The organism is Aurantimonas sp. E1-2-R+4 (assembly GCF_036549515.1).
Lineage (GTDB): Bacteria > Pseudomonadota > Alphaproteobacteria > Rhizobiales > Rhizobiaceae > Aurantimonas > Aurantimonas coralicida_A.
Genome location: NZ_JAZHLK010000046.1, coordinates 1 through 23,106, shown reverse-complemented (window position 1 = coordinate 23,106; position 23,106 = coordinate 1). Strand labels below are relative to the sequence as shown.

The 23,106-nt window shown below is 63.6% G+C and carries 26 protein-coding genes; 20 read left to right on the top strand and 6 right to left on the bottom strand.

All coding sequences use genetic code 11. The features are described from left to right. Positions 1-164: 164 nt before the first annotated feature. Positions 165-965, top strand: coding sequence for a transporter substrate-binding domain-containing protein (locus tag VQ045_RS17330; RefSeq protein WP_327624016.1), 801 nt, complete (start codon positions 165-167; stop codon positions 963-965). An 88-nt stretch (positions 966-1,053) separates the two neighbouring features. Here the strand turns inward: VQ045_RS17330 and VQ045_RS17325 are convergent, their stop codons facing one another. Continuing rightward, the gene (locus VQ045_RS17325) at positions 1,054-2,019 is read right to left on the bottom strand and encodes an MBL fold metallo-hydrolase (protein ID WP_331830997.1); all 966 of its coding nucleotides are present in this window, start codon (positions 2,017-2,019) and stop codon (positions 1,054-1,056) included. 120 nt (positions 2,020-2,139) lie between these two features. On the opposite strand from VQ045_RS17325, the gene VQ045_RS17320 reads away from it, so the two are divergent. Genes VQ045_RS17320 through VQ045_RS17300 form a run of 5 tightly spaced genes read left to right on the top strand, consistent with a single transcriptional unit; the run spans position 2,140 to position 5,297 of the window. Next, positions 2,140-2,850 carry an ABC transporter permease gene (locus VQ045_RS17320; protein ID WP_327647681.1) on the top strand — a complete coding sequence of 237 codons (711 nt, stop codon included), beginning with the start codon at positions 2,140-2,142 and terminating at the stop codon, positions 2,848-2,850. Then, positions 2,847-3,653: an ABC transporter permease gene (locus tag VQ045_RS17315; RefSeq protein ID WP_331830996.1), complete on the top strand. Its 807-nt coding sequence runs from the start codon at positions 2,847-2,849 to the stop codon at positions 3,651-3,653. Before VQ045_RS17320 ends, VQ045_RS17315 begins: the two co-directional genes overlap by 4 nt. Positions 3,654-3,693: 40 nt before the next feature. Then, positions 3,694-4,017, top strand: a complete 324-nt coding sequence (locus VQ045_RS17310; RefSeq protein ID WP_331830995.1) for a type II toxin-antitoxin system RelE/ParE family toxin — start codon at positions 3,694-3,696, stop codon at positions 4,015-4,017. Next, positions 4,010-4,315 carry a helix-turn-helix domain-containing protein gene (locus VQ045_RS17305; protein WP_331830994.1) on the top strand — a complete coding sequence of 102 codons (306 nt, stop codon included), beginning with the start codon at positions 4,010-4,012 and terminating at the stop codon, positions 4,313-4,315. Before VQ045_RS17310 ends, VQ045_RS17305 begins: the two co-directional genes overlap by 8 nt. Before the next feature lie 49 nt (positions 4,316-4,364). Continuing rightward, positions 4,365-5,297 carry an NAD(P)-dependent oxidoreductase gene (locus VQ045_RS17300; RefSeq protein WP_331830993.1) on the top strand — a complete coding sequence of 311 codons (933 nt, stop codon included), beginning with the start codon at positions 4,365-4,367 and terminating at the stop codon, positions 5,295-5,297. Between the two features lie 35 nt (positions 5,298-5,332). Here the strand turns inward: VQ045_RS17300 and VQ045_RS17295 are convergent, their stop codons facing one another. From VQ045_RS17295 to VQ045_RS17285, 3 genes are all read right to left on the bottom strand, one after another. Next, on the bottom strand, positions 5,333-5,818 hold the full coding sequence (locus VQ045_RS17295; RefSeq protein WP_327647675.1) for an Lrp/AsnC family transcriptional regulator: 486 nt from the start codon (positions 5,816-5,818) through the stop codon (positions 5,333-5,335). A 77-nt stretch (positions 5,819-5,895) separates the two neighbouring features. After that, positions 5,896-6,513, bottom strand: a complete 618-nt coding sequence (locus VQ045_RS17290) for a uracil-DNA glycosylase family protein (protein WP_331830992.1) — start codon at positions 6,511-6,513, stop codon at positions 5,896-5,898. 11 nt (positions 6,514-6,524) lie between these two features. Next, the gene (locus VQ045_RS17285; RefSeq protein WP_327624027.1) at positions 6,525-7,136 is read right to left on the bottom strand and encodes a glutathione S-transferase; all 612 of its coding nucleotides are present in this window, start codon (positions 7,134-7,136) and stop codon (positions 6,525-6,527) included. Between the two features lie 241 nt (positions 7,137-7,377). Between VQ045_RS17285 and VQ045_RS17280 the strand changes: the two genes are divergently transcribed. The 3 genes from VQ045_RS17280 (at position 7,378) to VQ045_RS17270 (ending at position 10,005) form a co-directional block, all read left to right on the top strand. After that, a complete protein-coding gene (locus VQ045_RS17280; protein ID WP_331830991.1) occupies positions 7,378-8,952 on the top strand; it encodes a sensor histidine kinase in 1,575 nt (524 codons plus the stop codon). 113 nt (positions 8,953-9,065) lie between these two features. After that, complete coding sequence (locus VQ045_RS17275) at positions 9,066-9,305, top strand: DUF1289 domain-containing protein (RefSeq protein WP_327647710.1); 240 nt, start codon at positions 9,066-9,068, stop codon at positions 9,303-9,305. Beyond that, a complete protein-coding gene (locus VQ045_RS17270; protein WP_331830990.1) occupies positions 9,298-10,005 on the top strand; it encodes a retropepsin-like aspartic protease family protein in 708 nt (235 codons plus the stop codon). Before VQ045_RS17275 ends, VQ045_RS17270 begins: the two co-directional genes overlap by 8 nt. Before the next feature lie 16 nt (positions 10,006-10,021). Here VQ045_RS17270 and VQ045_RS17265 read toward each other — a convergent pair whose 3' ends face one another. Then, positions 10,022-10,846: a sulfite exporter TauE/SafE family protein gene (locus VQ045_RS17265; RefSeq protein ID WP_331830989.1), complete on the bottom strand. Its 825-nt coding sequence runs from the start codon at positions 10,844-10,846 to the stop codon at positions 10,022-10,024. Between the two features lie 82 nt (positions 10,847-10,928). Next, complete coding sequence (gene dusA, locus VQ045_RS17260; RefSeq protein WP_331830988.1) at positions 10,929-11,945, bottom strand: tRNA dihydrouridine(20/20a) synthase DusA; 1,017 nt, start codon at positions 11,943-11,945, stop codon at positions 10,929-10,931. Positions 11,946-12,069: 124 nt separating this feature from the next. Between dusA and VQ045_RS17255 the strand changes: the two genes are divergently transcribed. From VQ045_RS17255 to VQ045_RS17205, 11 genes are all read left to right on the top strand, one after another. After that, positions 12,070-13,143, top strand: a complete 1,074-nt coding sequence (locus VQ045_RS17255; protein WP_331830987.1) for a tyrosine-type recombinase/integrase — start codon at positions 12,070-12,072, stop codon at positions 13,141-13,143. Between the two features lie 145 nt (positions 13,144-13,288). After that, entirely contained in the window at positions 13,289-13,510 is a 222-nt protein-coding gene (locus tag VQ045_RS17250) for a helix-turn-helix transcriptional regulator (protein ID WP_331830986.1), read from the top strand. Continuing rightward, positions 13,507-15,834, top strand: a complete 2,328-nt coding sequence (locus VQ045_RS17245) for an ATP-binding protein (protein ID WP_331830985.1) — start codon at positions 13,507-13,509, stop codon at positions 15,832-15,834. The genes VQ045_RS17250 and VQ045_RS17245 overlap by 4 nt, the downstream gene beginning before the upstream one ends. 74 nt (positions 15,835-15,908) lie before the next feature. Beyond that, a complete protein-coding gene (locus VQ045_RS17240; RefSeq protein ID WP_331830984.1) occupies positions 15,909-17,420 on the top strand; it encodes an AAA family ATPase in 1,512 nt (503 codons plus the stop codon). A gap of 178 nt (positions 17,421-17,598) precedes the next feature. Further along, on the top strand, positions 17,599-18,639 hold the full coding sequence (locus VQ045_RS17235; protein WP_331830983.1) for a hypothetical protein: 1,041 nt from the start codon (positions 17,599-17,601) through the stop codon (positions 18,637-18,639). A 146-nt stretch (positions 18,640-18,785) separates the two neighbouring features. Next, positions 18,786-19,331, top strand: a complete 546-nt coding sequence (locus VQ045_RS17230) for a hypothetical protein (protein WP_331830982.1) — start codon at positions 18,786-18,788, stop codon at positions 19,329-19,331. Then, a complete protein-coding gene (locus VQ045_RS17225) occupies positions 19,331-20,542 on the top strand; it encodes a phage portal protein (RefSeq protein ID WP_331830981.1) in 1,212 nt (403 codons plus the stop codon). Before VQ045_RS17230 ends, VQ045_RS17225 begins: the two co-directional genes overlap by 1 nt. After that, positions 20,542-21,048 carry an HK97 family phage prohead protease gene (locus VQ045_RS17220; RefSeq protein ID WP_331830980.1) on the top strand — a complete coding sequence of 169 codons (507 nt, stop codon included), beginning with the start codon at positions 20,542-20,544 and terminating at the stop codon, positions 21,046-21,048. Before VQ045_RS17225 ends, VQ045_RS17220 begins: the two co-directional genes overlap by 1 nt. Before the next feature lie 9 nt (positions 21,049-21,057). Continuing rightward, entirely contained in the window at positions 21,058-22,191 is a 1,134-nt protein-coding gene (locus VQ045_RS17215) for a phage major capsid protein (protein ID WP_331830979.1), read from the top strand. 57 nt (positions 22,192-22,248) lie between these two features. Beyond that, complete coding sequence (locus tag VQ045_RS17210) at positions 22,249-22,635, top strand: hypothetical protein (RefSeq protein ID WP_331830978.1); 387 nt, start codon at positions 22,249-22,251, stop codon at positions 22,633-22,635. Between the two features lie 151 nt (positions 22,636-22,786). Continuing rightward, positions 22,787-23,106 (top strand): HNH endonuclease signature motif containing protein (locus tag VQ045_RS17205; protein WP_331830977.1); only part of this gene is annotated, 320 nt, incomplete at its 3' end.

The window sequence follows — 23,106 nt, the reverse complement described above, 5'->3', positions numbered from 1 at the left end:
AGACGCCCATGCGCCGGCGCATCATGATTGACAACGCCTGCCAGAGGCGAAGGTCGCAGTTGCCTAGCGCCTTGAAATAGTGGCAGCATCGCCTCCCTAACCGGCATGCTGCTCAATGGACGACGAACGTCCGGGCCGTGCCGCGCAACACGGAAGAGGTTTTCATGCGTTTCCCCCTCACTTTGGCGCTCGCCGCGTCGATCGTGGCCCTCGCCGCCGCCGGCTCGGCCGTCGCCCAGGAAAGCGATGCCGACAAGGATTGGTCGAAGGTCGTCATCGGCACCGAAGGCGCCTATCCGCCATTCAACTTTCTCGATGCCTCGGGCGAGCTGAAGGGCTTCGACGTCGATATCGCGCAAGCTCTCTGCGACCAGATGAAGGTCGAATGCAGCTTCGTCACCCAGGATTGGGACGGCATCATCCCGGCGCTGCAGAACGGCAATTTCGACGCCATCGTCGCGTCGATGTCGATCACGCCCGAGCGCGAGGAGCAGATCGCCTTCACCAACAAATATTACCAGACGCCGCCGGCAATCGCCGTGCCGAAGGATTCCGCGATCACGGAAGCCACGGCCGAGGCCCTCGCGGGCAAGGCGATCGGCGCCCAGGCTGCAACGACGCACGCCCGCGCCGCCGAGGCACTGTTTCCAGATGCCGACGTGCGCCAGTATCCGACGGCGGAGGAATACAAGCTCGACATCGAGAGCGGCCGGGTCGACGCGGTGATCGACGACGTGGTGGTACTCAACGATTGGATCGGCAGCGACGCCGGTGCCTGCTGCAAGATGTTGGGCACCCTGCCCGCCGATCCGGCGATCTACGGCAAGGGCATCGGCATCGGCCTGCGCCAGGGTAACGACAAGCTCAAGGGCATGTTCAACGACGCCATTGTCGCGATCCGTGAGAACGGCACCTACAAGACCGTCCAGGACAAGTATTTCGACTTTGACGTCTACGGCGAATAAGCCGAGCATCCATCGACGCATGACGAAGGCCGCGGCGGATATCCCGTCGCGGCCTTCGTCGTTTCAACAGAGCGTGGCGGCCGGTCGGTCAGCCGAAATCGTACTGCCAGGCGGCCGGCTCGAACGCGTAGCCCCCTTCCCCGGCCGCCACCACATGGCCGACGCCGGGAAAGGCAATATGCATCCCGGCGATGCGCGTCCGGTTTGCGCTGGCCTCTTTCAGGATCGCCTTGCGGGTTTCGATGGCCTTGTCAGGCTGAGCATCGAAGCTGATGCCCACCTCAGGCTTGGCGAACTGGATCGGACCGACATGGACGATGTCGCCCCAAATCAGCAATCCTTCTTCGCCCTCGCCGACGAGGAAGCCGCAATGGCCAGGGGTGTGGCCGAACAGTTCGCGCGCCGCGATCCCCGGCAGCACCTCGCCGTCGCCCTCGAAGGTCTTCACCCGGTCGCCATAGGCGTCCGTCGCCGCCTTGGCGCCGTCGAAGAAGCCCTTCGCCCCCTCTGGGGCGCCGTCGCGATTGGCGGCACTGGTCCAGAACTCCAGCTCGGTCTTGTGGACATGGACATCCGCATTGGGAAAGGTCGGCTTGCCGTCGGTCACCAGCCCGCCGATGTGGTCGGGATGCAGATGCGTCATCAGTACGGCGTCGATCGCGTCCGGCGCTATGCCACCGGCTTCAAGGTTCGCAACCAGGCCTCCGAGGTTCGGGAAAGCCCCGGCGCCGCCAGCGTCGATCAGCACGGTCCGCTCCGGCGTATTGACGACATAGGCGTTGACGCCGGTCTTGACCGGCGATGCGCCTCGAAATTCGTTACGGAGGATCTCGGCGGCCTCCTCGGGCGTCACGTTCGACAAGAGCGCGACGTCGAGGTCGAGAAAGCCGTCGGAAATCGCCGTGACGACGGCGTCGCCCACGGTGATCTGCTGGTAGGCGGCGACCTGCGTCGTCGCCATCGGCGCCTTGGCGGCCGCCGGTAGCGTCGCGAAGCGGACCATGACCGGGGCGGCGAGCGCGCCGGCAACGAAGTGGCGTCGGGAAACGGGCATCGGATTCCTCCTGTTGAACCAAAGACGCCTCGCAGATACCGCGCGCTGGAGGGACCGCAATGAAACAGTGTGTCATCGCCGCTTGATGATCCCCGACGTGCCCGCTAACCATCGATCCCCATGGACATTGACTGGACCCTGATCGGCTTCGGCCCGACCGGATGGGGCGACGACATCGCGAGAGGCGTTCTGGTCACCGCGGCGCTGGCGCTCGCCACCTTGCCGATCGGCCTCGTCGCCGGCTTCCTGCTGGCGCTCGCCAAGCAGTCTCAGGATCGCTTCCTGAAGCTCTCCGCCGACATCTACACCACGATCTTCCGCGGCCTGCCCGAGCTGCTGACCCTGTTTCTCGTCTATTTCGGCGTCAACGGCGCGTTGAAGTCGCTCACCGACGCGACAGGATTACCGAGTCTGGCCTTGTCGAGCTTCGTCTCCGGCATGGTCGCCCTCGGCTTCGTCTTCGCCGCCTTCGCCAGCGAGGTGTTCCTGTCGGCCTTTCGGGCGATTCCGCAGGGGCAGCGAGAAGGCGCCGCGGCCCTCGGCCTTCGCCGGTCGCAGACCATGGTGCTGGTCATCCTGCCGCAGCTCATTCGCATCGCCCTGCCCGGCCTTGGGAATCTGTGGATGAACCTGTTGAAGGACACCGCGCTGGTCTCGGTCATCGGTCTTGCCGACATCCTGCGACAGTCGCAGATCGCCGCCCGCGTGACCCGCGAACCCTTTCTGTTCTTCGGCGTGGCGATCGTGCTCTATCTGGTCCTGACGATCCTCTCCTCGGCGGCGATCGGCCGGATCGATCGCTGGACCAAACGCGGCGAGCTGGCCAAGTGAGCGCCCCCGCGCTCGCCGCGCCGGCCGCCGCCAAGCCGAAGCGCGGCGTCGGCGGCATCGTCGCCCTCGGTCTCTGGATCGCCATCGCCGCCGGGCTTGTCGCCTATATCGCCAGCGTCTGGAACCCGAGCCTGTTTACCCGCTTCGGCCCCTCCTACCTGTCGGGCTTGTGGATCACCGTCTCGCTGGTCCTCATTTCCTTCGTCTGCGGCGCCATCGTTTCGCTGCCGGTCGCGCTCGGCCGCATGGCGACGAATCCCGTCGCGCGGACGCTTGCCTTCGTCTTCGTCTATTTCTTCCGTGGCACGCCGCTGATCGCCCAGATCTTCCTGGTCTATTACGGCTTCGGCCAGTTCCGCGGCGCCTTCGAGGCGGTGGGACTGTGGTGGTTCTTCCGCGAGGCCTGGTACTGCGCGCTGTTCGCCCTGTCGCTCAACACCGCCGCCTATCAGGCCGAAATCCTGCGCGGCGGCATCGAGAGCGTGCCGAAGGGCCAGTTGGAAGGTGCGCGCTCGCTCGGCCTGCACCGGTTGGTGATCTTCTGGAAGATCGTCATGCCCCAGGCGATGATCGTCGCGCTGCGCCCTTACGCCAACGAGATCATCCTGATGATCAAGGCCTCGGCGATCGTCGCCATCATCACCGTCTACGACCTCTTCGGCGAGACAAGACAGGCCTATTCGCGCACCTTCGACTTCCAGACCTATGTCTGGGCGGCGCTCCTGTATCTCTCCATCGTCGAGGCGCTGCGCCACGCCACCAATTTCGTCGAACGGCGGCTGACCCGGCATCTCAAGCGGTAGGAAAGCCAAGGTTGAATTATATCATATATGCGATATATTCATGACTTGGTCTGTCGTTCTGACGGATGAGGCCAAGGCCGAGATTCGGAAGCTCTCCCCCGATCTGCGAGCCCGCTTCGCGGCGGTCTCGGACCTGTTGCTTGAGAATGGTCCGATGAGCGTTGGCATGCCTTATGTCCGCCCGATCGAGTCGAAGCTCTGGGAAATGCGGTTGAAGGGCAAGGACGGCATTGCGAGGGCGCTATATTTCGCCGCCTCCGGACGGCGAATCGTCGTGCTGACCGCCTTCGTCAAGAAGACCGAGACGACGCCTCGCCGGATCATCAACGTGGCGCTGCGACGAATGAGGATGTTCGATGTCTAAGCTGACGAGCTACGAGGAGTTCCGCGAGGAGTTGATGGCCGACCCTGAGGTCAAGGCCGCCTATGATGCGATGGCCAACGAGTTGGCGCTGGCCAAGGCTCTGATCAAGGCCCGCGCCAAGGCAGACTTGTCGCAGCAGGATGTCGCCGAGCGAATGAAGACGACGCAATCGGCCGTGGCCCGCATGGAAAGCGGACGTCACGCACCATCCATGGCTTCGCTGGCGCGCTACGCAACCGCTGTCGGCCAGACCATCACCATCGAGATTCATCCCGAGCCGCAAAAGCCGGCCTCGTAACGCGGCAGCGCCAGGTCACGACCGACCGAGCTTCCGGCGCCTCTCAGGATTGAAACGGCGCCTCTCTCATGTAACTCCTGCTCCCAACAAATTCGATCACAAGGAACACGACATGGCGAAGGTTGCATTCATCGGATTGGGCGTGATGGGGTATCCGATGGCGGGCCACCTCAAGGCCAAGGGCGGGCACGACGTCACCGTGTTTAACCGCTCGGCCGCAAAGGCCGAGAAATGGGCGGCCGAGCATGGCGGATCGCATGCGGCAACGCCGCGCGAAGCGGTCAAGGACGCCGAGTTCGTGTTCTCCTGCGTCGGCAATGACGACGACGTGCGCTCGGTCATCTATGGTGACGACGGCGCCTTCGCCGGCATGAAGCCGGGCGCGACGCTGATCGACAACACCACCGCTTCGGCGGAGCTTGCCCGCGAGCTTGACGCGTCGGCGCGGGAAAAGGGCTTCAAATTCATCGACGCCCCGGTGTCGGGCGGCCAGGCCGGCGCCGAGAACGGCGCGCTCACGGTGATGTGCGGCGGCGAGCAAGCCGATTTCGACGCCGCCAGGCCGGTGATCGAGGCCTATGCCAAGATGGTCGGGCTGATGGGTCCGGCCGGGTCCGGCCAGCTCACCAAGATGATGAACCAGATCTGCATCGCCGGGCTCGTCCAGGGGTTGTCGGAAGCCATCGCCTTCGGCCAGAACGCCGGGCTCGACATCGAGACGGTGGTCGGCGTCATCTCCAAGGGCGCCGCCGGCTCCTGGCAGATGGAGAACCGCCACAAGACCATGAACGAGGGCCACTACGAGCATGGCTTCGCGGTCGAATGGATGCGCAAGGATCTCGGCATCTGCCTCGACGAGGCCAAGCGCAACGGCTCGACCCTGCCCGTCACCGCGCTGATCGACCAGTTCTACGCCGACGTCGAAAAGATGGGCGGCAAGCGCTGGGACACGTCGTCGCTGCTGGCGCGGCTCAAGCGCTGATCAACGCGGCGGCGGCTTCCCGGCGGTAGCAGCCGTCAATCCCCCCGCGGTTCCTTGTCCAGCACCATGTAGTCGAGCGGCATTTCGGTCGTGTATTTGATCTGCTCCATGGCGAAGGAGGAGGAGACGTCGCGGATCTCGATCTTGGCGATCATCCGCTTGTAGAAGGCGTCATAGGCGGCGATGTCCGGCACCACGACGCGCAAGAGATAATCGACGTCGCCGCTCATGCGGTAGAACTCGACCACCTCGGGAAACTCGCCGACCACCTCGGAGAACCGCCTTAGCCATTCGTTGGAGTGGGAACTGGTGCGGATCGAAACAAAGACGGTGACCCGTGCGTTGACCTTGACCGGGTCAAGGATCGCCACCCGCCGCTTGATCACGCCCTCTTCCTCGAGCTTCTGGATGCGCCGCCAGCACGGCGTCGTCGACAGTCCGACTCGCTTGGCGACGTCGGCGACCGCCAGCGTCGCGTTTTCCTGCAGCAGCCTCAGTATCTTCTTGTCCAGCCGGTCCATCGACGCCTTACTCCCTGTCCTGCGCCCCAAGGATTACAGGAGGCGCGCCAAAACCGGTAGGGTCGCCAAGCGCCGGTTCACACAAGTTCCGCCACCCGCCGCTTCAGTTCCGGCAGAAGCTCCGTCGCGAACCAGGGATGGCGCTTCAGCCAGACATTGTTGCGCCAGGACGGGTGCGGCAGCGGCAATACCTGCGCGAAACGTCCCTCGCCGGCGAGGATATTGCGCCAGTCGGCAACCGTCTCGGTCAGCGTTCGCGCGCCACCGCCGGCGATATGGAAGCGCTGGGCATACATGCCCACCGCCAGCACCAGCTCGACCTGCGGCATCGCACGCATCACCCGCTCGTGCCAGGTCGCCCGGCATTCCTTGCGCGGCGGTAGATCGGCGCCCTTGCCGTCATATCCCGGGAAGCAAAAGCCCATCGGCACGATCGCGACCCGCGCCGGGTCGTAGAAGACGTCCGGGCCGATCCCCAGCCAATCCCGCAGCCGCACGCCCGACGGGTCGTTGAACGGCTTGGTCGTCTTGTCGGCGAGATTGCCGGGCGCCTGCCCGGCGATAACGAGGCGCGCGGTCGGCGAGATCGCCAGCACCGGGTTCGGCTCGATCGGAAGCGGTGGCCCCAGCGGCGCCTCACGGCAGATCCGGCAGGCACGGATCGTACGATAGAGCGCTGTCGGATCGTCTCTCACCGCTCTAATGCTCAGGCCTTGGCACTCGGCCGCGCGGAGACCTCGGCGTACCAACGACGGACATTCTCCAGATCCTCTGGCGGCGTGATCTTCGCAGGCTTCATGAAATCCATCGCGATCAGGCCGGTGATGTCGGCGACGCTGTAGGCATCGCCCGCCGCGAATCGGTTGTCCGCCAGATGCGCGTCGAACAGCTTGAGAAATTCCAGCGCCTTCGGCCGGTTCGCCTCGCCCCATTCTGCGACCTGCGGCACTTCCCATGTTGCCATCGCCGGATGAGTGTGACGGAACGCCGCGGCCACCGGCTGGAGGAGGCCGAGTTCGAGCCGGCGGTTCCACATCTCCACCTTGGCCCGGCCCAGCGCGCCGGTGCCGAACAGCGGCGGTTCGGGATGTTCTTCCTCGAAATAGCGGCAGATGGCGATCGACTCGGTCAGGCAGGTGCCGTCGTCGAGTTCGAGAACGGGAAGTCGTTGCAAGGGGTTACGACTGGTAATCTCATCCGATTTGTGATCCAATTTGCCCATATCGACGGGCTCGATCGGGATGTCGATCCCCTTTTCCGCCAGATAAACCCGCACCCGGCGCGGATTGGGCGCGCGCCCGCCGTCGAACAGTTTCATTCCGTCATCTCCCGATCCCGTTTCATCGGCAATGGTTTAGGCAGGCGCGGCCCCGCTGCCAAGGCGGCGCGGCACAAGGGCGTTCGTGGCCCGAAAGGACACACAACCCTGGAACGGGTGACCCGCCGCGCGGTTTCCACAGAACAATCGGCTTTTTCGTTCTTTCTTAAGGCATTTTTTTAAGCTTCTCGAAACAGGATGGCCTGGTCATCAAGCGTATCCAGGCGATCGATCGAGTTTCATGTCAGTCGCAGCACCGCCCAGTTATCATCATGCCGTCGTCGAGCGGCCGCGCGCCGCACGCAGTGGCGATATCGCCAAGACGCTCAAGGCAACGCGCGAGCGGTTGTCGTCACGCGGCGGTCTTGCGCCGGGGTTCGACCGCGAGCTCCTGACCCAGCATGCCGCCGCGCTGCAGGCGGCGGCCATCGTGCTGCCGCTACCGGTCATTTTGACCGGACTGGGGCTGTCGGTCTTCACCGGTCCGCTGCCCGCGGTGGTGTGGACCGGCTTCGCGCTTCTCGGCTACCTGGCTCTGGTGCTCGCCTCACGGCGTTTTGCAACCGATGTCTCGGCACGGTTCGATGTCTCACGCTGGGCCAAGCTCTTCGTTGTCGGCCATGTCGTCGCCGGGCTTTCATGGGCGTATCTCGCGACGCTGTCCTGCGCCGATTGCGCGCCGCTTCGCTTCGAGATTTTTCAGTTCACGGTGCTGTTCCTGGCGATCGCGATGATCGCGATGATCTCATCGACCCTGAAAGCGGTGGTCCCGCTCACCTTCCTGCCGACGGTGCTGGTCCTCGGCTACGGCATCGTCGCGGCCCCGCAACCGGTTCTCGGCGCCATGCACGCCGTGCTGATCGGCGCCGTGCCGTTCTTCGCCGTGGTCGCCGAGACATTGCGCCGCGCCGCGATCGCGCAATTGAAGCATCAAAGTGAAAAAGACGAGCTGATCACCGAACTCGACATCGCCCGCGTCATGTCCGACGAAGCGCGATTGCGTGCCGAGGAAGCCAATCTGGCCAAATCCCGCTTTCTGGCGACGATGAGCCACGAGTTGCGTACACCCCTCAACGCCATCCTCGGCTTTTCGGAAGTCATGAGTAACGAGATCCTCGGGCCGGTCGGCAATGATTCCTACAAGGAATATGTCGCCGACATCCATGCGTCCGGCCAACATCTCCTCGGCCTGATCAACGAGATCCTCGATCTCTCGCGCGTCGAGGCAGGACGATACAATCTCGACGAGGAAGCCATCGACCTCGTGCCGATCGCCCGCGCCTGCCTCGGCTATATCAAGGTCAAGGCCGAGGCGAAGAACCTCGTGGTGCGCTCGGAGTTCGAGAAGGACCTGCCGGCGATGTGGGCGGACGAGCGCTCGCTGCGCCAGATCATCATCAACCTTCTGTCGAACGCGGTGAAATTCACCCCACGCGGCGGCGAAATCGTGCTGCGCGTCGGCTGGACGGCCGGTGGTGGCCAGTATGTTTCCGTCAAGGACAATGGTCCCGGCATCCCCGAGGAGGAAATCCCGATCGTGCTATCGTCCTTCGGCCAGGGATCGATCGCCATCAAGAGCGCCGAACAGGGCACCGGTCTTGGACTGCCGATCGTCCAGGCGCTGGTCAAGATGCACGATGGCAGCTTTGAACTGCTGTCGCGCCTGCGCGAAGGCACCGAGGCGATCGCGATCTTCCCCAATTCCCGCGNCAGCTTTGAACTGCTGTCGCGCCTGCGCGAAGGCACCGAGGCGATCGCGATCTTCCCCAATTCCCGCGTTCTCGAGGTGATGCCGGCACTCGACGAGCAGGACTGAACGGGCGCCCGGTGCCCGGTCGTTGGATTTTGCTTGTTCCGTCTCCCGACGCTCGCCATATCAATGCCTGTGAACGACGATGGCTGTCACCAGACCCGTTGAGGACCATGAGCATCGAAAGCCCCTGCATCCTCGTCTGCGTGCTCGACCCGAAGACCGGCTATTGCTTCGGCTGCGGCCGGACCGGCGAGGAGATCGCCGGTTGGACCGCCATCTCGTCTACGGACCGTCGGGCGGTCATGGACATGCTGCCTGCCCGGCTGGCGGGCGTCGAGCGGCCGGCCCGGCGGGAGACCGCCCGCTCCCGGCGCACCCGCGAGCGGCGGGAAGCGGACGCTGGCGGCGATGCGTAGCGGCCGGCTCCTTTGGATCATCCTCGGCCTCCTGGCCGCGGCCGGTCTCGCACTGGTGCTCAACACCGACGGCCAGATCGTCGGGCTGGATGACAACCAGTTCGCCAGCCTTGCCTATTATGGCGCCTGGGGCCTGGCGCTGGCCTCGACGGCGGTGCTGATGCTGCGCACCCGGCTTGGCGAGGCCTTGCGGGGTGCCGCGATCTGGTTTCTCGCTTTCGTCGCCCTGATCGGACTCTACACCTTTCTGCCAGACCTCGCCGGCTTGAAGAACCGTCTGATGGCCGCATTGGTCCCAGGAACGCTGGTCGCGGTCGGAGCGCCGGAGGGCAAGCGGTTCATGGCGCTGCGCGGGATAGACGACCATTTCCGACTCGACGGTTCGATCGACGGCAAGCCGATCTCCTTCATCGTCGACACCGGCGCCTCGATCGTGGCCATGGACCGCGCCACCGCCGAGAGCATAGGCATCGACACGGCACGCCTGCGCTATTCCCAGGAGGTGATGACGGCGAACGGCATCGCCCGTGCGGCGCCGATCCGGCTGGATGCCGTTCGCGTCGGCGACATTGTCCGCCACGACGTGCCAGGGGCGGTAACCGACAGCAATGGTCTCGGGTCGGCGCTGCTCGGCATGAGCTTCCTCAACACCCTCACCTCCTTCGACTTCCGCGGCGACCGGCTGATCCTCACCGATTAGGTCGTGTGATGGACGCTCACAGCAGGCTGTAGGCGAAGCGCGCCGCGACGATCAGTAGGAATGTGCCGAAGCCGAGTTCAAGCTGGCGGCGGGTCAGCCGGTGCGCCAGCGCCACGCCGAGCGGCACTGCCAGAATCGAGGCCGGCGCGACGAGGCCGACGGCAGCGAGGCTGACGAAACCGAGGCTGAACGACGGCAGCAACGGATTGCCCCAGCCGCCGGCGATATAGGCGAAGACGCCAGGGATCGAGATCAAGACGCCGACTCCGGCGCTGGTCGCCACCGCCTGGATCATCGGCCGACCGTAGAGCGTCATGAAGGTGTTATTGAGAATACCGCCGCCGATACCCATCAGCGACGACATCAACCCAATGACGAAGCCGGCGACCGAGCGTCCGGCAAGGCCTGGCAGGTCCGAGCCCAGCAAAAACCCGACACGCCCGAAGATCAGCTTCAATCCGAGCGTGAAGGCGAGTGCCGCGAAGATCGCCCGGAGTTCCGCCGACGTGGCTGACGCGGCAATATAAGCGCCGGCCACGGCGCCGAGCGGTATGGCGATCGTCCAGCCCTTTAGCAGCGTCCAGTCGACCGCGTCCCGCTTCCAGTGCGAAGCCAGCGAGCGCAGCGACGTCGGAATGATGATCGCGACGGAAGAGCCGATCGCCAGATGCATCGAGACGGCGTGACTGACGCCGAGTCCCTCGAAGGTCTGGTAGAGCACGGGGACAAAGATCGCCCCGCCGCCGACGCCAAACAGACCGGCGAGGAAGCCGGCGGCCGCCGCGGCCGCGACGATCGGTAAGGCCAGGGCGGCAAGGGAAGCAACATCGATCGGAATCATGGCGCGTCATAGGCCGTCGGCGCGCTGTTTGCATCCCTGATTCGGCGCATCGGGAGGCGAAAATCGGTCGGGGCCGTGGGGCTCAGGCGGCGGCGCGCCCGACAGCATCGATCCGCACGGTGGCAAATGCCTCATGGAGCAGCTGCGGCCCGGCATCGGGGCGACTTGCGCCCTCGGACAGAATCTGCCGCCAACGCCGCGCGCCCGGCATACCGTGGAACAGCCCGATCATGTGCCGCGTAACCTGGCCGAGCCGGCCGCCTTGCGCGATGTGCCGGGCGGCATAGGCAGCCATGGTATCGATCAGCGCGGCAAAGTCGATCACCCGGGGCGCTTCGCCGAAGATGCGGGCGTCGACCTCTAGGAGTTGGTCCGGCGTCTGATAGGCGCCCCGCCCCATCATCACGCCGTCGACGTGGGGCAGCTGCGCCTCGGCCTCGCGAAGGGTTTTCACGCCGCCATTCAGCCCCACGAAGATATCGGGAAGCCGCCGCTTCAGGCGATGGACCCGATCATAGTCGAGCGGCGGGATGTCGCGATTCTGCTTCGGACTGAGACCCTCCAGCCAGGCCTTGCGCGCATGGACCCAGATACCCGCAACGCCAGCCGCTACGGCTGCGTCGGCGAGCCCGTCGAGCGCCTCTTCGGGGTCCTGATCGTCGACACCCAGCCGACACTTGACCGTCACCGGGACGGCGCTGGCCTCTGCCATCGCCGCCAGACATTCACCGACGTGGCCCGGTTCGCGCATCAGACAGGCGCCGAAGGTGCCGGACTGGACCCGGTCCGACGGGCAGCCGACATTCAGGTTGATCTCGTCGTAGCCGTATGAGGCGGCGATCCGGGTGGCACGCGCCAGTTTGTCCGGGTCCGAACCGCCGATCTGCAGCGCCACCGGATGTTCCGTCGCATCGAAGCCCAGGAGCCGCTCGGCATCGCCATGCAGGATCGCATCGGCGACGATCATCTCGGTGTAGAGCAACGCGCGCCGGCTCAACTGACGGTGAAAGAACCGGCAGTGGCGATCGGTCCAGTCGATCATCGGCGCGACGGCAAAGCGGCGCGCCCCGAAAACGCTGGGTTCTGGCAATACTTTCAATGCTCTAACGTCATTTTTGTCTGTCCAGTCATATCCTCAAATGTTGTACTTTTTCCCGCTCTTGCGGCGTTTTTCATATCGAAGTACAACAATGTCGTACCTAGACAGGAGGGATGTTGTACCGATGGGCACGATCACGGCACGCAAACGAAAGAACGGCACCACCGGATTTACCGCTCAGATCGTGCGAAAGAAAGGCGGCGTGATCGTGTGGCGGGAGGCGAAGACCTTCAGCAAGAAGCGGGAGGCGGTAGCCTGGGCCGCATGGAGAGAGGGCGAGTTAGACAGGCCTGGCGCAATTGACCAGTTGAACAGGCCAGCCGCAACTCTCGCGGACGCAATCGACAAATACCTCGCAGACAAACGCACGATTGGCCGGACCAAGGAGCAGGTGCTGCGGACAATCAGCGCACATTCCATCGCCTCGAAGACGGACGTGACGATCCGCGCTAAGGACATCGTATCTTTCGCGGACGATCTGCTAGCCGGGGGGCGGAAGCCTCAGACTGTCGGGAACTATATCAGCCACCTCGCCGCAGTGTTCCGCGACGCGAAGGTGGCTTGGGGCATCGACCTCGACTATGCGGAGATGCAGGTCGCGCAGCGGACCCTCGCCCGCCTTGAGAAGATTGCAAAGTCGGATGAGCGGGATAGGCGCCCTACCCTCACCGAACTCGATAGCATCATGCAGCACTTTGTTGATCGCCAGGCACGCGCTCCTCAATCGTCGCCGATGCACAAGATTGTCGCCTTTGCGATTTTCTCGACCCGACGACAGGAAGAGATCACCCGCATCACGTGGGCAGACTTGGATGATCAGCACAGCAGAATCCTTGTTCGAGATATGAAGCACCCAGGGCAGAAAAAGGGAAACGACGTTTGGGTTGAGCTTCCCCCCGAAGCCCTACGGATCATCCGATCAATGCCGAAAACGGTCGATCGCATATTTCCGTTTGGGACTGATGCGATCAGCGCAGCCTTCACACGGGCATGTCAGTTTCTCGGGATTGACGATTTACGCTTCCACGACATGCGGCACGAAGGCGTCTCCCGGCTCTTTGAGATGGGACGCACAATCCCGCTAACCGCGAGCGTCAGCGGCCACCGCTCGTGGAACAGTCTGAAGCGATACACGAGCATCAAGGAGAAAGGCGACAAATACGTAGGATGGCCGTGGCTCGATAGAATCTGCGCCTGACGGCAGATTCAACTTGACAAAACGGGCAAGCTTGTCCTATAAGGACCGTCCTGCCGCAAATCACCCATCATCCAGAAGATGTCAACGTAAACTACAGTCGGGCGGGATTGGTGTCAAGCGAAAAAAATCGAAGGGATCAAAAAAAATGCTCAGCACGAACGATGCCGCTGAATTTCTCGGAATGTCTGCAAGCTGGCTCAATAAGACCAGAATGGCGGGAAACGGCCCGATCTACCTCAAGGTTGGCGGGCGCGTGCGCTATCGTCAGAATGACCTCACGACATGGCTCGACAGCACTCGCCGCACCGCCGTCTACGACCACGCGAATGACAACGCCAAGATCGCCTCCCGGTCGGTGGCGGCGTGAGCGCGCTTCCGGCCCCGACTTTCAAATTCGGCGATAACGATAACCATTTTTCAGCAAGCCAACGGATCGAGCCGAAAAGCGCAGATCTTCAATTCGAGCGGCCTGACTGGACCATGTTCCGGTCGGTCTCGACGCTCGCTCAGAAGGCCGGCGTACCTACTCACCTTCTCCGCCGGCTGGTCATCAAGGAGTTGGTGGACAACGCGCTCGACGCGGGTGCATCGGCGTCGGTGCGGGTCGAGGATGGCGTCTATATCGTAGACGACGACGGACCTGGCATCGAAGGCGAGCCCGCAGACATCGCGCGCCTGTTCTCTATCGACCGGCCGATGGTCTCCACCAAGCTCCTGCGGCTTCCAACTCGAGGCGCGCTCGGCAACGGCCTGCGCGTGGTGAGTGGAGCAGTCGCGGCATCGGGCGGCACTCTCACTGTTACGACACGGAACCGCCGGCACCGCCTTTCCCCGCTCGACAACGGATCGACCGCGAACGATTGGTCAGACGCCCCCCGCCCAGTAGGAACGCGGATCGAGGTCAGCCTCGGCCCGGACATGCCTCACGACGACGACCCGACCGCGTGGGCCGATATGGCCATCGTCATGGCGGGCGGTGAAAGCTACGCGGGGAAGTCCTCGCCCTTCTGGTACGACGGCGACCACTTTTATGAGCTGCTCCAGGCTGCGGGCGACCGGCCGGTGCGCGACCTGATCGCCAACCTTGACGGTTGCACGGGAGCCAAGGCTGGCCTCATCGCTTCGGACTTCAAGGGCAGGCCATGCCGGTCGCTCGACCGCGATCAGGCTATCGCGCTGCTCGGTGCCGCGCGCTCCCATGCGCGAGACGTTAACCCCAAGCGGCTCGGCTTCGTCGGGAAGCGGGATGCACTGCCGCAGCACTACGCGGTCAAGACGGGGACCGCCTCCATCGGAGGGCGAAGCCCGAAGGCGGACATTCCCTTCACCATCGAGGCGTGGGCCGAGATGACGGCGAGTCCAGAGGACACCTCGGTGGAGATCCTCGTGAACCGGACTCCCATCACGGGGGAAGTGACTTCCTTCGTCAGGAAAGGTCGCATCGCGATTCACGGCGCCGGGCTCGGTCATTGGTTTGACGCCAAGCCGGGCGGCTATCGTATCGTGCTCAACGTCACGACGCCGCACTGCCCGATCACCACCGACGGCAAGGAGCCGGACCTACGTCTGTTCCTGACGTCCATCCACGACGCGGTGACCTCCATCGCGCGGAAGGCCAAAGCCTCGGGGCCGCGCGTACGGGCATCCCGTACGCAGAAGGACATCGTAGAGGGTCGGCTAGCAGAGGCGATTGCCAAGGCTTCGGGCGGTGGCGAGTACCGCTTCAGCAGCCGCCAGCTCTTTTACGTCGTCCGCCCATTCATCATGGATGAGCTGGAGGCTGATCTGACGTGGGGGAACTTCTGCGCGATCCTCACCACCTATGAGAGCGACCATGGTGACATCGCTGGCATGTATCGCGACCCGCGCGGGACGCTTTACCATCCGCACATGCGGCAGGACATCGCGCTCGGCACCCTGGCGGTGGAGAAGTACGAGCGGCCCGCCTGGACCTTCAACAAGGTCCTGTTCATCGAGAAGGAGGGTTTCTTCGAAGCCCTCAAGGCGGCGAAGTGGCCCGAGCGAAACGACTGCGCCTTGCTCACCTCCAAGGGCTACAGCACCCGCGCCGTTCGCGACCTCCTGGACTCGTTCGCGGTCGGCGAGGAGCCGATCACGATCTTCGCTGCGCATGATGCTGACGCCTTCGGGTCGATGATTATGCAGACCCTGCAGGAGGCGACGAAGGCCAGGGCTCGCCGGAAGATCGAAATCGTCAACCTCGGTCTGGACCCTTGGGACGCCATCAGCATGGGGCTGGACATTGAGGACCGGGATAAGAACGCCAAGCCCGCCGCTGTCGCTGACTACATCAAAGAGAGATCGGACGGCGCCTACTGGACACCGTGGCTCCAAAAGCACCGGGTCGAACTCAATGCGATGACCACGCCGGAATTCATCGCATGGCTCGACGGGAAGATGGTCGAGCACCCGACAGGTAGGGTGTCCCCGCCTGTCGGTGTCATGCGTGAGCGTCTCATCCAAGATGTCGAGTCAGAGCTGCGGAGGAAGATCACCGACCGCATCCTCCGTGAAGCCGACATCGACGGTCTAGTGGCGGACGCCCTCAGTGATGTGCCGATGCCCAGCGACGACCAGATCGCGGCAGCCGTCAAAGGCTATCAGGCGGGCGCCCCGGATGCACTCTGGTCCGCGTGGATCAGCGTCACGGCACCCAGTATGGCCGCCTAACCGCAACCTAAAAAAAAGCCCGCCACGGAAATATCCGGGCGGGCAAAAATCCCATATTGATGAGGGGAATATAGTTGACGCCATTCAAGATGTCAATCGTCTCTCAGGCGATTCAGCCTGAACCGGAAGATCGGGACGAGCGCGAACCTTCATTGCGCGACGCGAAAAACTACGCCGAACTGCTTTGCGGCGACGTTGTTCTTATACCATTCAACAACGGCGAACCGGATTGGACGGGATGCACCCGGTCTGCGGTGACGCCGTTCGCAGGCCACTGGTCGGAGCTCCAGCCTTGCGATGCTCCACGGCTGGCGGTGCTGACTGATGGCTTTCGTCGGTTCGATCCCGACGCGCCGATCGGCGTTTCCGTGCTCACTCTCGTGCGCGGCGGTACGCCCGAGATCCGTCAGATTGATGGCTGTCGATGGCCCCGAGCGGAGGCGTTGGTCTTCGACGCCTTGGTAGACCACGAGCCGCTGCGTCGAGCCAAGCGCGAGCTCGAAGCGGCGAATGACAACATTCCTCTCCCCGTCATCAACCCTGCTGAATGGCACGGCAAACCCGTCCCCGAGCGCGAGTGGTTCGTCGAAGGGCTCATTCCCCTTCGAACCGTGACGCTTCTGTCCGGCGACGGCGGGTTAGGCAAATCGCTGTTGGCGCTGCAGTTGGGTGTTGCGGCTGCCACCGGATCCACGTGTCTGGACATGGAGCCCACGCAGGGCCGCGTCCTATACGTCGGCGCAGAAGACGAGGCGGATGAATTTCACCGCCGGATGGACGCCATCCTAAAGAATGCCGGGGGCAGTTTCGCGGACCTTGGCGGCAGCTTCCTGCTTGTCCCGCTGGCCGACCGCGACGCCGTCCTCGGCGCACCCGACAAGGCCGGGCATATAAACCCGACGCCGCTGATGGCTAGCCTTATCGAACAGGTCACCGCGTTCGACCCGGTGTTTATCGTCTTGGACACGTCTGCGGACATGTTCGGGGGCGACGAGATAAAGCGGGCGCAGGTTCGCCAGTTCGTCGGGATGTTGCGCACCATAGCCATCACGTGTGATTGCGCGGTCCTACTCTTGTCGCACCCTTCGCTTGACGGGATGCGATCAGGTTCGGGCACGTCCGGCTCGACGGCCTGGAATAACTCGGTTCGCTCCCGCCTCTATCTGACGGCAGGCGAAGGGCAGGACGCAGACCCCGACGCTCGATTGCTCACCACCAAAAAGGCGAACTACGGCAAGACCGGCGGCGAACTGAAGATGCGCTGGCAGGATGGCGTGTTTGTGCTGGACGACGGCAAGGCCTCACCGGCTGCCGGGCTGATGCGAAAGCGCGCCGAGGAAGTGTTCATCAACGTCCTCTCGATCTTCACCCGCACCGGGCAGAGCGTGTCGGACGTTAGCGGCACCAACTATGCCCCCGCCAAGATAGCCAAGCACCCCGAGTCGAAGGGTGTCTCGAAGCGCCATCTTGCCGATGCGATGCAGCGACTTCTAGATCTCGGCACCATCAAGATCATCGTGGAAGGGCCGGAGTCTCGACCGCGCAAACGGCTTATTCTCACGTCTGACGACTATGGTGGCGGTTAGTCTCGCGGGTCTTCCACCAGAGCCTTCCACCAGCCTTCCACCATCTTCCACCAGGGTAGCCACCACCACCCCCATACCCCCATGCGTGGTGGAAGCACCACACGCCGGTGGAAACCGGCGGTGCACTCCCACACACAAAAAGCCGACGAAGAGCGGCGCCCACTGACGAGGAACTAAAATGATCTACAACCTACCGACCCTGCACTGGCTGACGAAGAAAGACCCCGACGCCGCCCTCGCCATCTTCCACCTACTCCGGGGTGAGGGTTGCGCTTATGTCGAGCCGGGAAACGTGGCGCCCCATCTCAATCCGGTGGATCGCAATCCCGACGACGGGGAGACGCACGAGGTGCCGGACGGCGCCCTCACGTCGGAAACGATGTCCGCGCCGGTGGAAGACGGGCCGGATGAGGTTGCGGTGGAGATGCTGCACGAGGTGAAGCCCGACATCCATGACATGCTGCGATCGGCGGGCGGCATTGCCTGGCCGTGGAGCGGCGTGCGGGTAAAGCGCGACGGCAAGGTTCGTTGGAAAGGCGAGCCCTGGGCATACCAGTACCACGCGGCAGAGAAGTACGGCAACCATACCGTGACGCTCGGCGGGCTCCGATTCTACACTCGGCCGGACGCGAGGCGAGGCCATGATGGCGGCATGCTGCTCTCCTACACCGACGCGAAGGGCCGGACTGTTCGCCCCTCTGTCACGGCCACCAAGCCGCGCGGTGGGAAGCGCCCTCATCGGACGAAGGCGGCAGTGGAAGCCTACTTGTCACTGCCGCCTGCTATACCATCGCCGATGGCCGCGGCGACGCTGCTGCGCCCCACGAGCGGCTCACCGGCGCTGATGCCGATGCTGTCGCCTACTGCCGCGTGCGCCGCAGCGAAGGCCACCCTGGCGCAGGCATACGCGAACACGACAATCCTGCCGACCGTCACCCATTGCCCGACAGCAATTGCCAAGGGAGCGCGTTTCATCGCGGGCATAAGCGGCACGAAGCAGACCGCCTCCGCGCCGGCTCCGCTCTGGCAGGAGCGCGAAATCTCGCCGCTGTCGCCGATTCTCGACGAGGTAGCGGCACGCGGCACGCTGGAGTCCATCGGCATTCGGCTTGGCTACAGTCGAGACTACGCCGACCGTGCCGGCAAGCGGGCCTTGCTTGCCGAAGGGAGGTCCATCGTCGCGGCGAATGGGAACGTTGAAAGAAAATCTGCAGCATGATGTGCCAAATCTCGCCGTCTTGGCGCGTATAAGGTGAAGATGGTTCCCTCCCATCAGTAACTAAACCGCCTCCGGGCGGTTTTTCTTTGCCCATTTCATCGCCAAGCACCCGCTTGGCTTCATGCGACCAGAAAGGCGGTGCAGGTATGCTGACCGGCGACGCTCCCGTCGACTTCGGGGAGTACCAATTTACGATGGCGGAGGCGCTTGACGTTTCTGGCATAAACGAGGGCGTCCTGCGCTCATGGCTGTCGCGACAGGTTGTCGATGTAGGGCGTAAGCATCGCAAGCTGGGGGCGTGGCTTTTCAACGGCCTCGACCTCATGAAACTTCGGACGATGGCGGACCTGATCGCGACGACTGGCATGCAACCCGTCCATGCCGAGAAGGTTGCCGGACTCGTGGTCGACCGCTTCCTCGCGATGTCCACCCGCGACGCAGCCACCGGCGAGCTTCTCCCAGAACTCCCGAACGGCGACCGGCGCGACACGCGCATCATCGTTTCCCTAGCGGGCGGAGAGCCGCAGGCGACCGTTGCGGAATGGGACGGTGCAACCTGGGCAGCGCCATTGCCGCGACGCGGCGCCGAGAATGAGCGCATCCGGCGTCCGCACGTCATCGTCCCGGCCGACGCCATCATTTTTGACGTGGCGGATGCCATGTTCGCGATCCTGGCGGGGGAGGAAGCGTGATGTGGCCGTTCGCCAGAAGCGTCACCGTGTCGGAAACGAAATCACTAACGGACTCCGCGTCCGATTCGTGGGCATCTCTCGTCGGCTGGTTCGCTTCGTCGTCTACGGGAGTCACCGTTTCGGCTGACAGCGCAATGCGCGTTCCCGCTGTCAACGCCGCCGTCAGCTTGATCGTTACCTCGATCGGCACGTTACCCGCCAAGGTTTACGAGGCCAGCGCAGACGGCAAGGAACCGGCGCCCGACCACCCTGCCTATGCAATCGTGCATGACGACGCGAATGATTGGCAATCAGCCGGAAAGGTTCGCGAGCTGGTTACGGTCGACGCGGTGTTGCACGGCGACGGCTTCGCCTTTGTCAGCAAAGGTGGCGGCAAGCCGCAGGAAATCACGCATCTGCCGCGGCACGCCGTCACCGTGGAATGGCTGGACAGTGGAGAGCCGACCTACAAGATCGGGGCGACCTACTACGGGCCGGACTATATTTTGCACATACAGGCGCCGAGCCTGGACGGAAAACGCGGCCTGGGGCTACTTCAAGCGGGCCGTGATGCCATCGGTTTGGCGATCCTGCTGGAACAGTCCGCAGCGCGTTTGCACCGCAACAATAGCCGGCCAGGCGGGATCCTTTCCTTCGACGGAAAGATAACTGCGGAGGCCGCCACCCGCATCGGAACGAGTTGGAAGGCGACACACGGCGGCGATAATTCGGGCGGTGTCGCGATCTTGGATAATTCGGGAAAATACCAGCCGGTGGCTTTCACCAGCGTGGAATCCCAGCACAGTGAACAACGGACCTTCTCGCTTGGCGAGGTGGCGCGGCTCACCCGTGTTCCGATCACGATGTTGCAGTCACTGGAACGGGGCACGTTCGCCAATACTGAGCAACAGGCACTGCAATACCTGCAGCTCTGCCTTCTGCCCTGGTTGAAAGCCTGGACCGACGCATATCGCCGATGCCTCCTCACTCGCGAGGAGCGGCGCCAGTTCTCGATCGAGTTCATCGTCGACGATCTGCTTCGCGCCGATACCGCAACCCGGGCCGAAGCCTACGCGAAGTTCCGCGCCATGGGCGCATTCACCGCGAACGACGTGCGGCGCCGCGAGAGCATGCCTGCGCTCGATGACGGCAATTCGCTCAGTAGTCCTTTCACCACGGCAGGCACACAGGCCACGACCGGCGACAATACCCAACCGAAGGAGGCGGCCTGATGGAACGCCTGTTCATCGAGACGAAGTTCGCGGCTGACCAGAGCGGCGCAATCGAGGGCATCGCATGGCCGTTCGGCAGCGCCGATCGTGTCGGCGACATCATCGAGAAAGGCGCCTTCGTCGGTGCCAATCTTCCGCTGCCGATGCTCTTCGGCCATGACTTCAACGATCCTCTCGGATCGTGGCACGAGGCCACTGAGACCACCGAAGGGCTTCGGCTCAAGGGGACGTTGCTGGTCAACGAAGTCGCCCGCGCCCGCGAAGTCCGCGCCCTCGTCACCGCAGGGGCCGTTCGCGGAATCAGCCTGGGCTTCATCACCCGCAAGTCCGCGCCGCGGAAGGGTGGCGGTCGCACCATCACCCAACTTGAATTACTGGAAGCATCGTTGGTCACGATCCCCATGCACCCCGGCGCGCGCGTCACCAGCGCCAAGTCGGCAGTCGCAGCGCTTTCGCTCGCGGCGGCCATCAACCGGACGGCGCTCGCCCTCCGCACCCCCCGTTAAGGACATACAATGCATCACTTTGATCCCTCCCTTCTCGTCCTCAAGGGCGAGGAAGACGACACCGCAACCGTGGTCACGAAAGCTCTTGAGGACCTTCAGAAGTCCGTGGACGATCGCCTGAAGGCTGTCGAGACGAAGACCACCGACCCGAAGATCACCGAACGGCTCGACGGCATCGAGGCCAAACTGGCGCGGCCGAATATCCAGACGGAAAAGAAGGATGAGGTTTCTGCCGAAACGAAGGCGTTTGGCGACTATCTGCGCATGGCCGACCGTGCGCCGGAATTGAAGACGCTGACGGTTTCTTCGGATCCGCAGGGCGGCTACCTGGCTCCGGCCGAAATGAGCGCCGAGTTCATTCGGAACCTTGTGGAATTGAGCCCGATCCGTGCCATCGCCAGCGTCCGCACGACCGGCAATGCTTCAGTGCTTTATCCCAAGCGCACTGGGATCACTAACGCGGCATGGCGCGGCGAAACGCAGGCGCAGACTGGCAGCGAGCCGACGTTCGGCCAGCATGAAGTCGTGATCAGGGAAGTTAACACCTACACCGACATCTCCAATCAGCTTCTCGCTGACAGCGACGGTCAGGCCGAGGCCGAAGTGCGGCTTGCCCTCGCCGAGGACTTCGCCCAAAAAGAGGGCCTCGCCTTTGTCAAAGGCACGAACGTGCTTGACCCGGAAGGCTTGATGACCAACGCCCTCATCGCCGAGAGCGTATCCGGGGCCGCCGCTGCGCTTACGGCCGACGGCTTCGTCACCGCGATGTACGCACTTCCTGCCGCTTATAGGAATGCCGGGACGTGGCTCATGAACGGCACCACCTTGGCGCAGATCAGGAAGCTGAAAGATACAAACGGCCAGTACCTGTGGCAGGCGGCGCTTTCGCTTGGGCAGCCTGAATCTCTGTTGGGTCGGCCGATTGTCGAGGCTCTCGACATGCCCGATGTTGCCGCCGGAACGTACCCGGTACTGTTCGGCGACTTCTCCGGATACCGCATCGTTGACAGGCTGGCTTTGTCCATTCTGGTTAATCCATACATTCAGGCCACGAACGGCATTACCCGCGTGCACGCAACGCGCCGTGTCGGCGCAGGCGTGATCCAGCCCGCGAAGTTCCGCAAGGTTAAAATCTCCGCCTAAAACAAATCTAAGGGCGGCCTTCGGGTCGCCCGTTTTCCCCAAATTAAAGGAGCGCACATGCGCGATATCGCGAACAACATTGGCGTCGTTCAGGCGGTCGCACCGGCCGTACTCAGCGCCACGAACACCAGCCCGGCAATCGACCTCATCGGTTTCGATAGCGCGGCTGTCATTGTCAACAGCGGCGCCATCGTCACGGCCGGCGACTTCACCGCGAAGATCCAGGAGAGCGACACCACGACCTCCGGCGACTTCACCGACGTTGCGGCGGCCGACCTGATCGGCACGTTCCCCGCGACCCTTGCCGCGGATAGCGTGGTCAAGGTGGGATACACCGGTGTTCGACGTTACGTCCGCACGGTCCTCACGAAGAATGGTGGCACCTCGATTGCGGCTGGCGTGATGGTCGTGAAAGGCCACGCGGCAGGCCGCCCGGTCGCCTAACACTTCGGCGGCGACATGCGAGGGCGACGGGCTCGTCCGGTAACGATCAGCGACCTCCCTGCCGCCACGCTCAGTAAGAGGGTCAAGGTCGCCTAAGCCCATCGGCGGCTCGTGCTTCGGCGCGGGCCGCTCGTCTTTCAGGAGAGACCATATGCCGAGCAAAGGGCCGCGCCTTTGCGCGTGCGGCCGTGTCGTGCCTGCAGGCCGACCGTGTCCATGCGCTGTAAGGCGCAAGGCTGAAAGCGACGCCAACCGCCCGTCACCGGCAGCACGAGGCTACGATGCCCCATGGCGGGAGGCCCGAGCCAATCACCTTGCACGCAACCCGCTGTGTGTTGCGTGCGGCTGCAAGGCCACCCTGGTCGATCATATCGCCAGCATTCGGAAGGCGCCGCACCGAAGGCTGGACCCGACCAACTTCGCCAGTATGTGCGCACCCTGCCACGGCCGCAAGACGGCGGCCGTCGATGG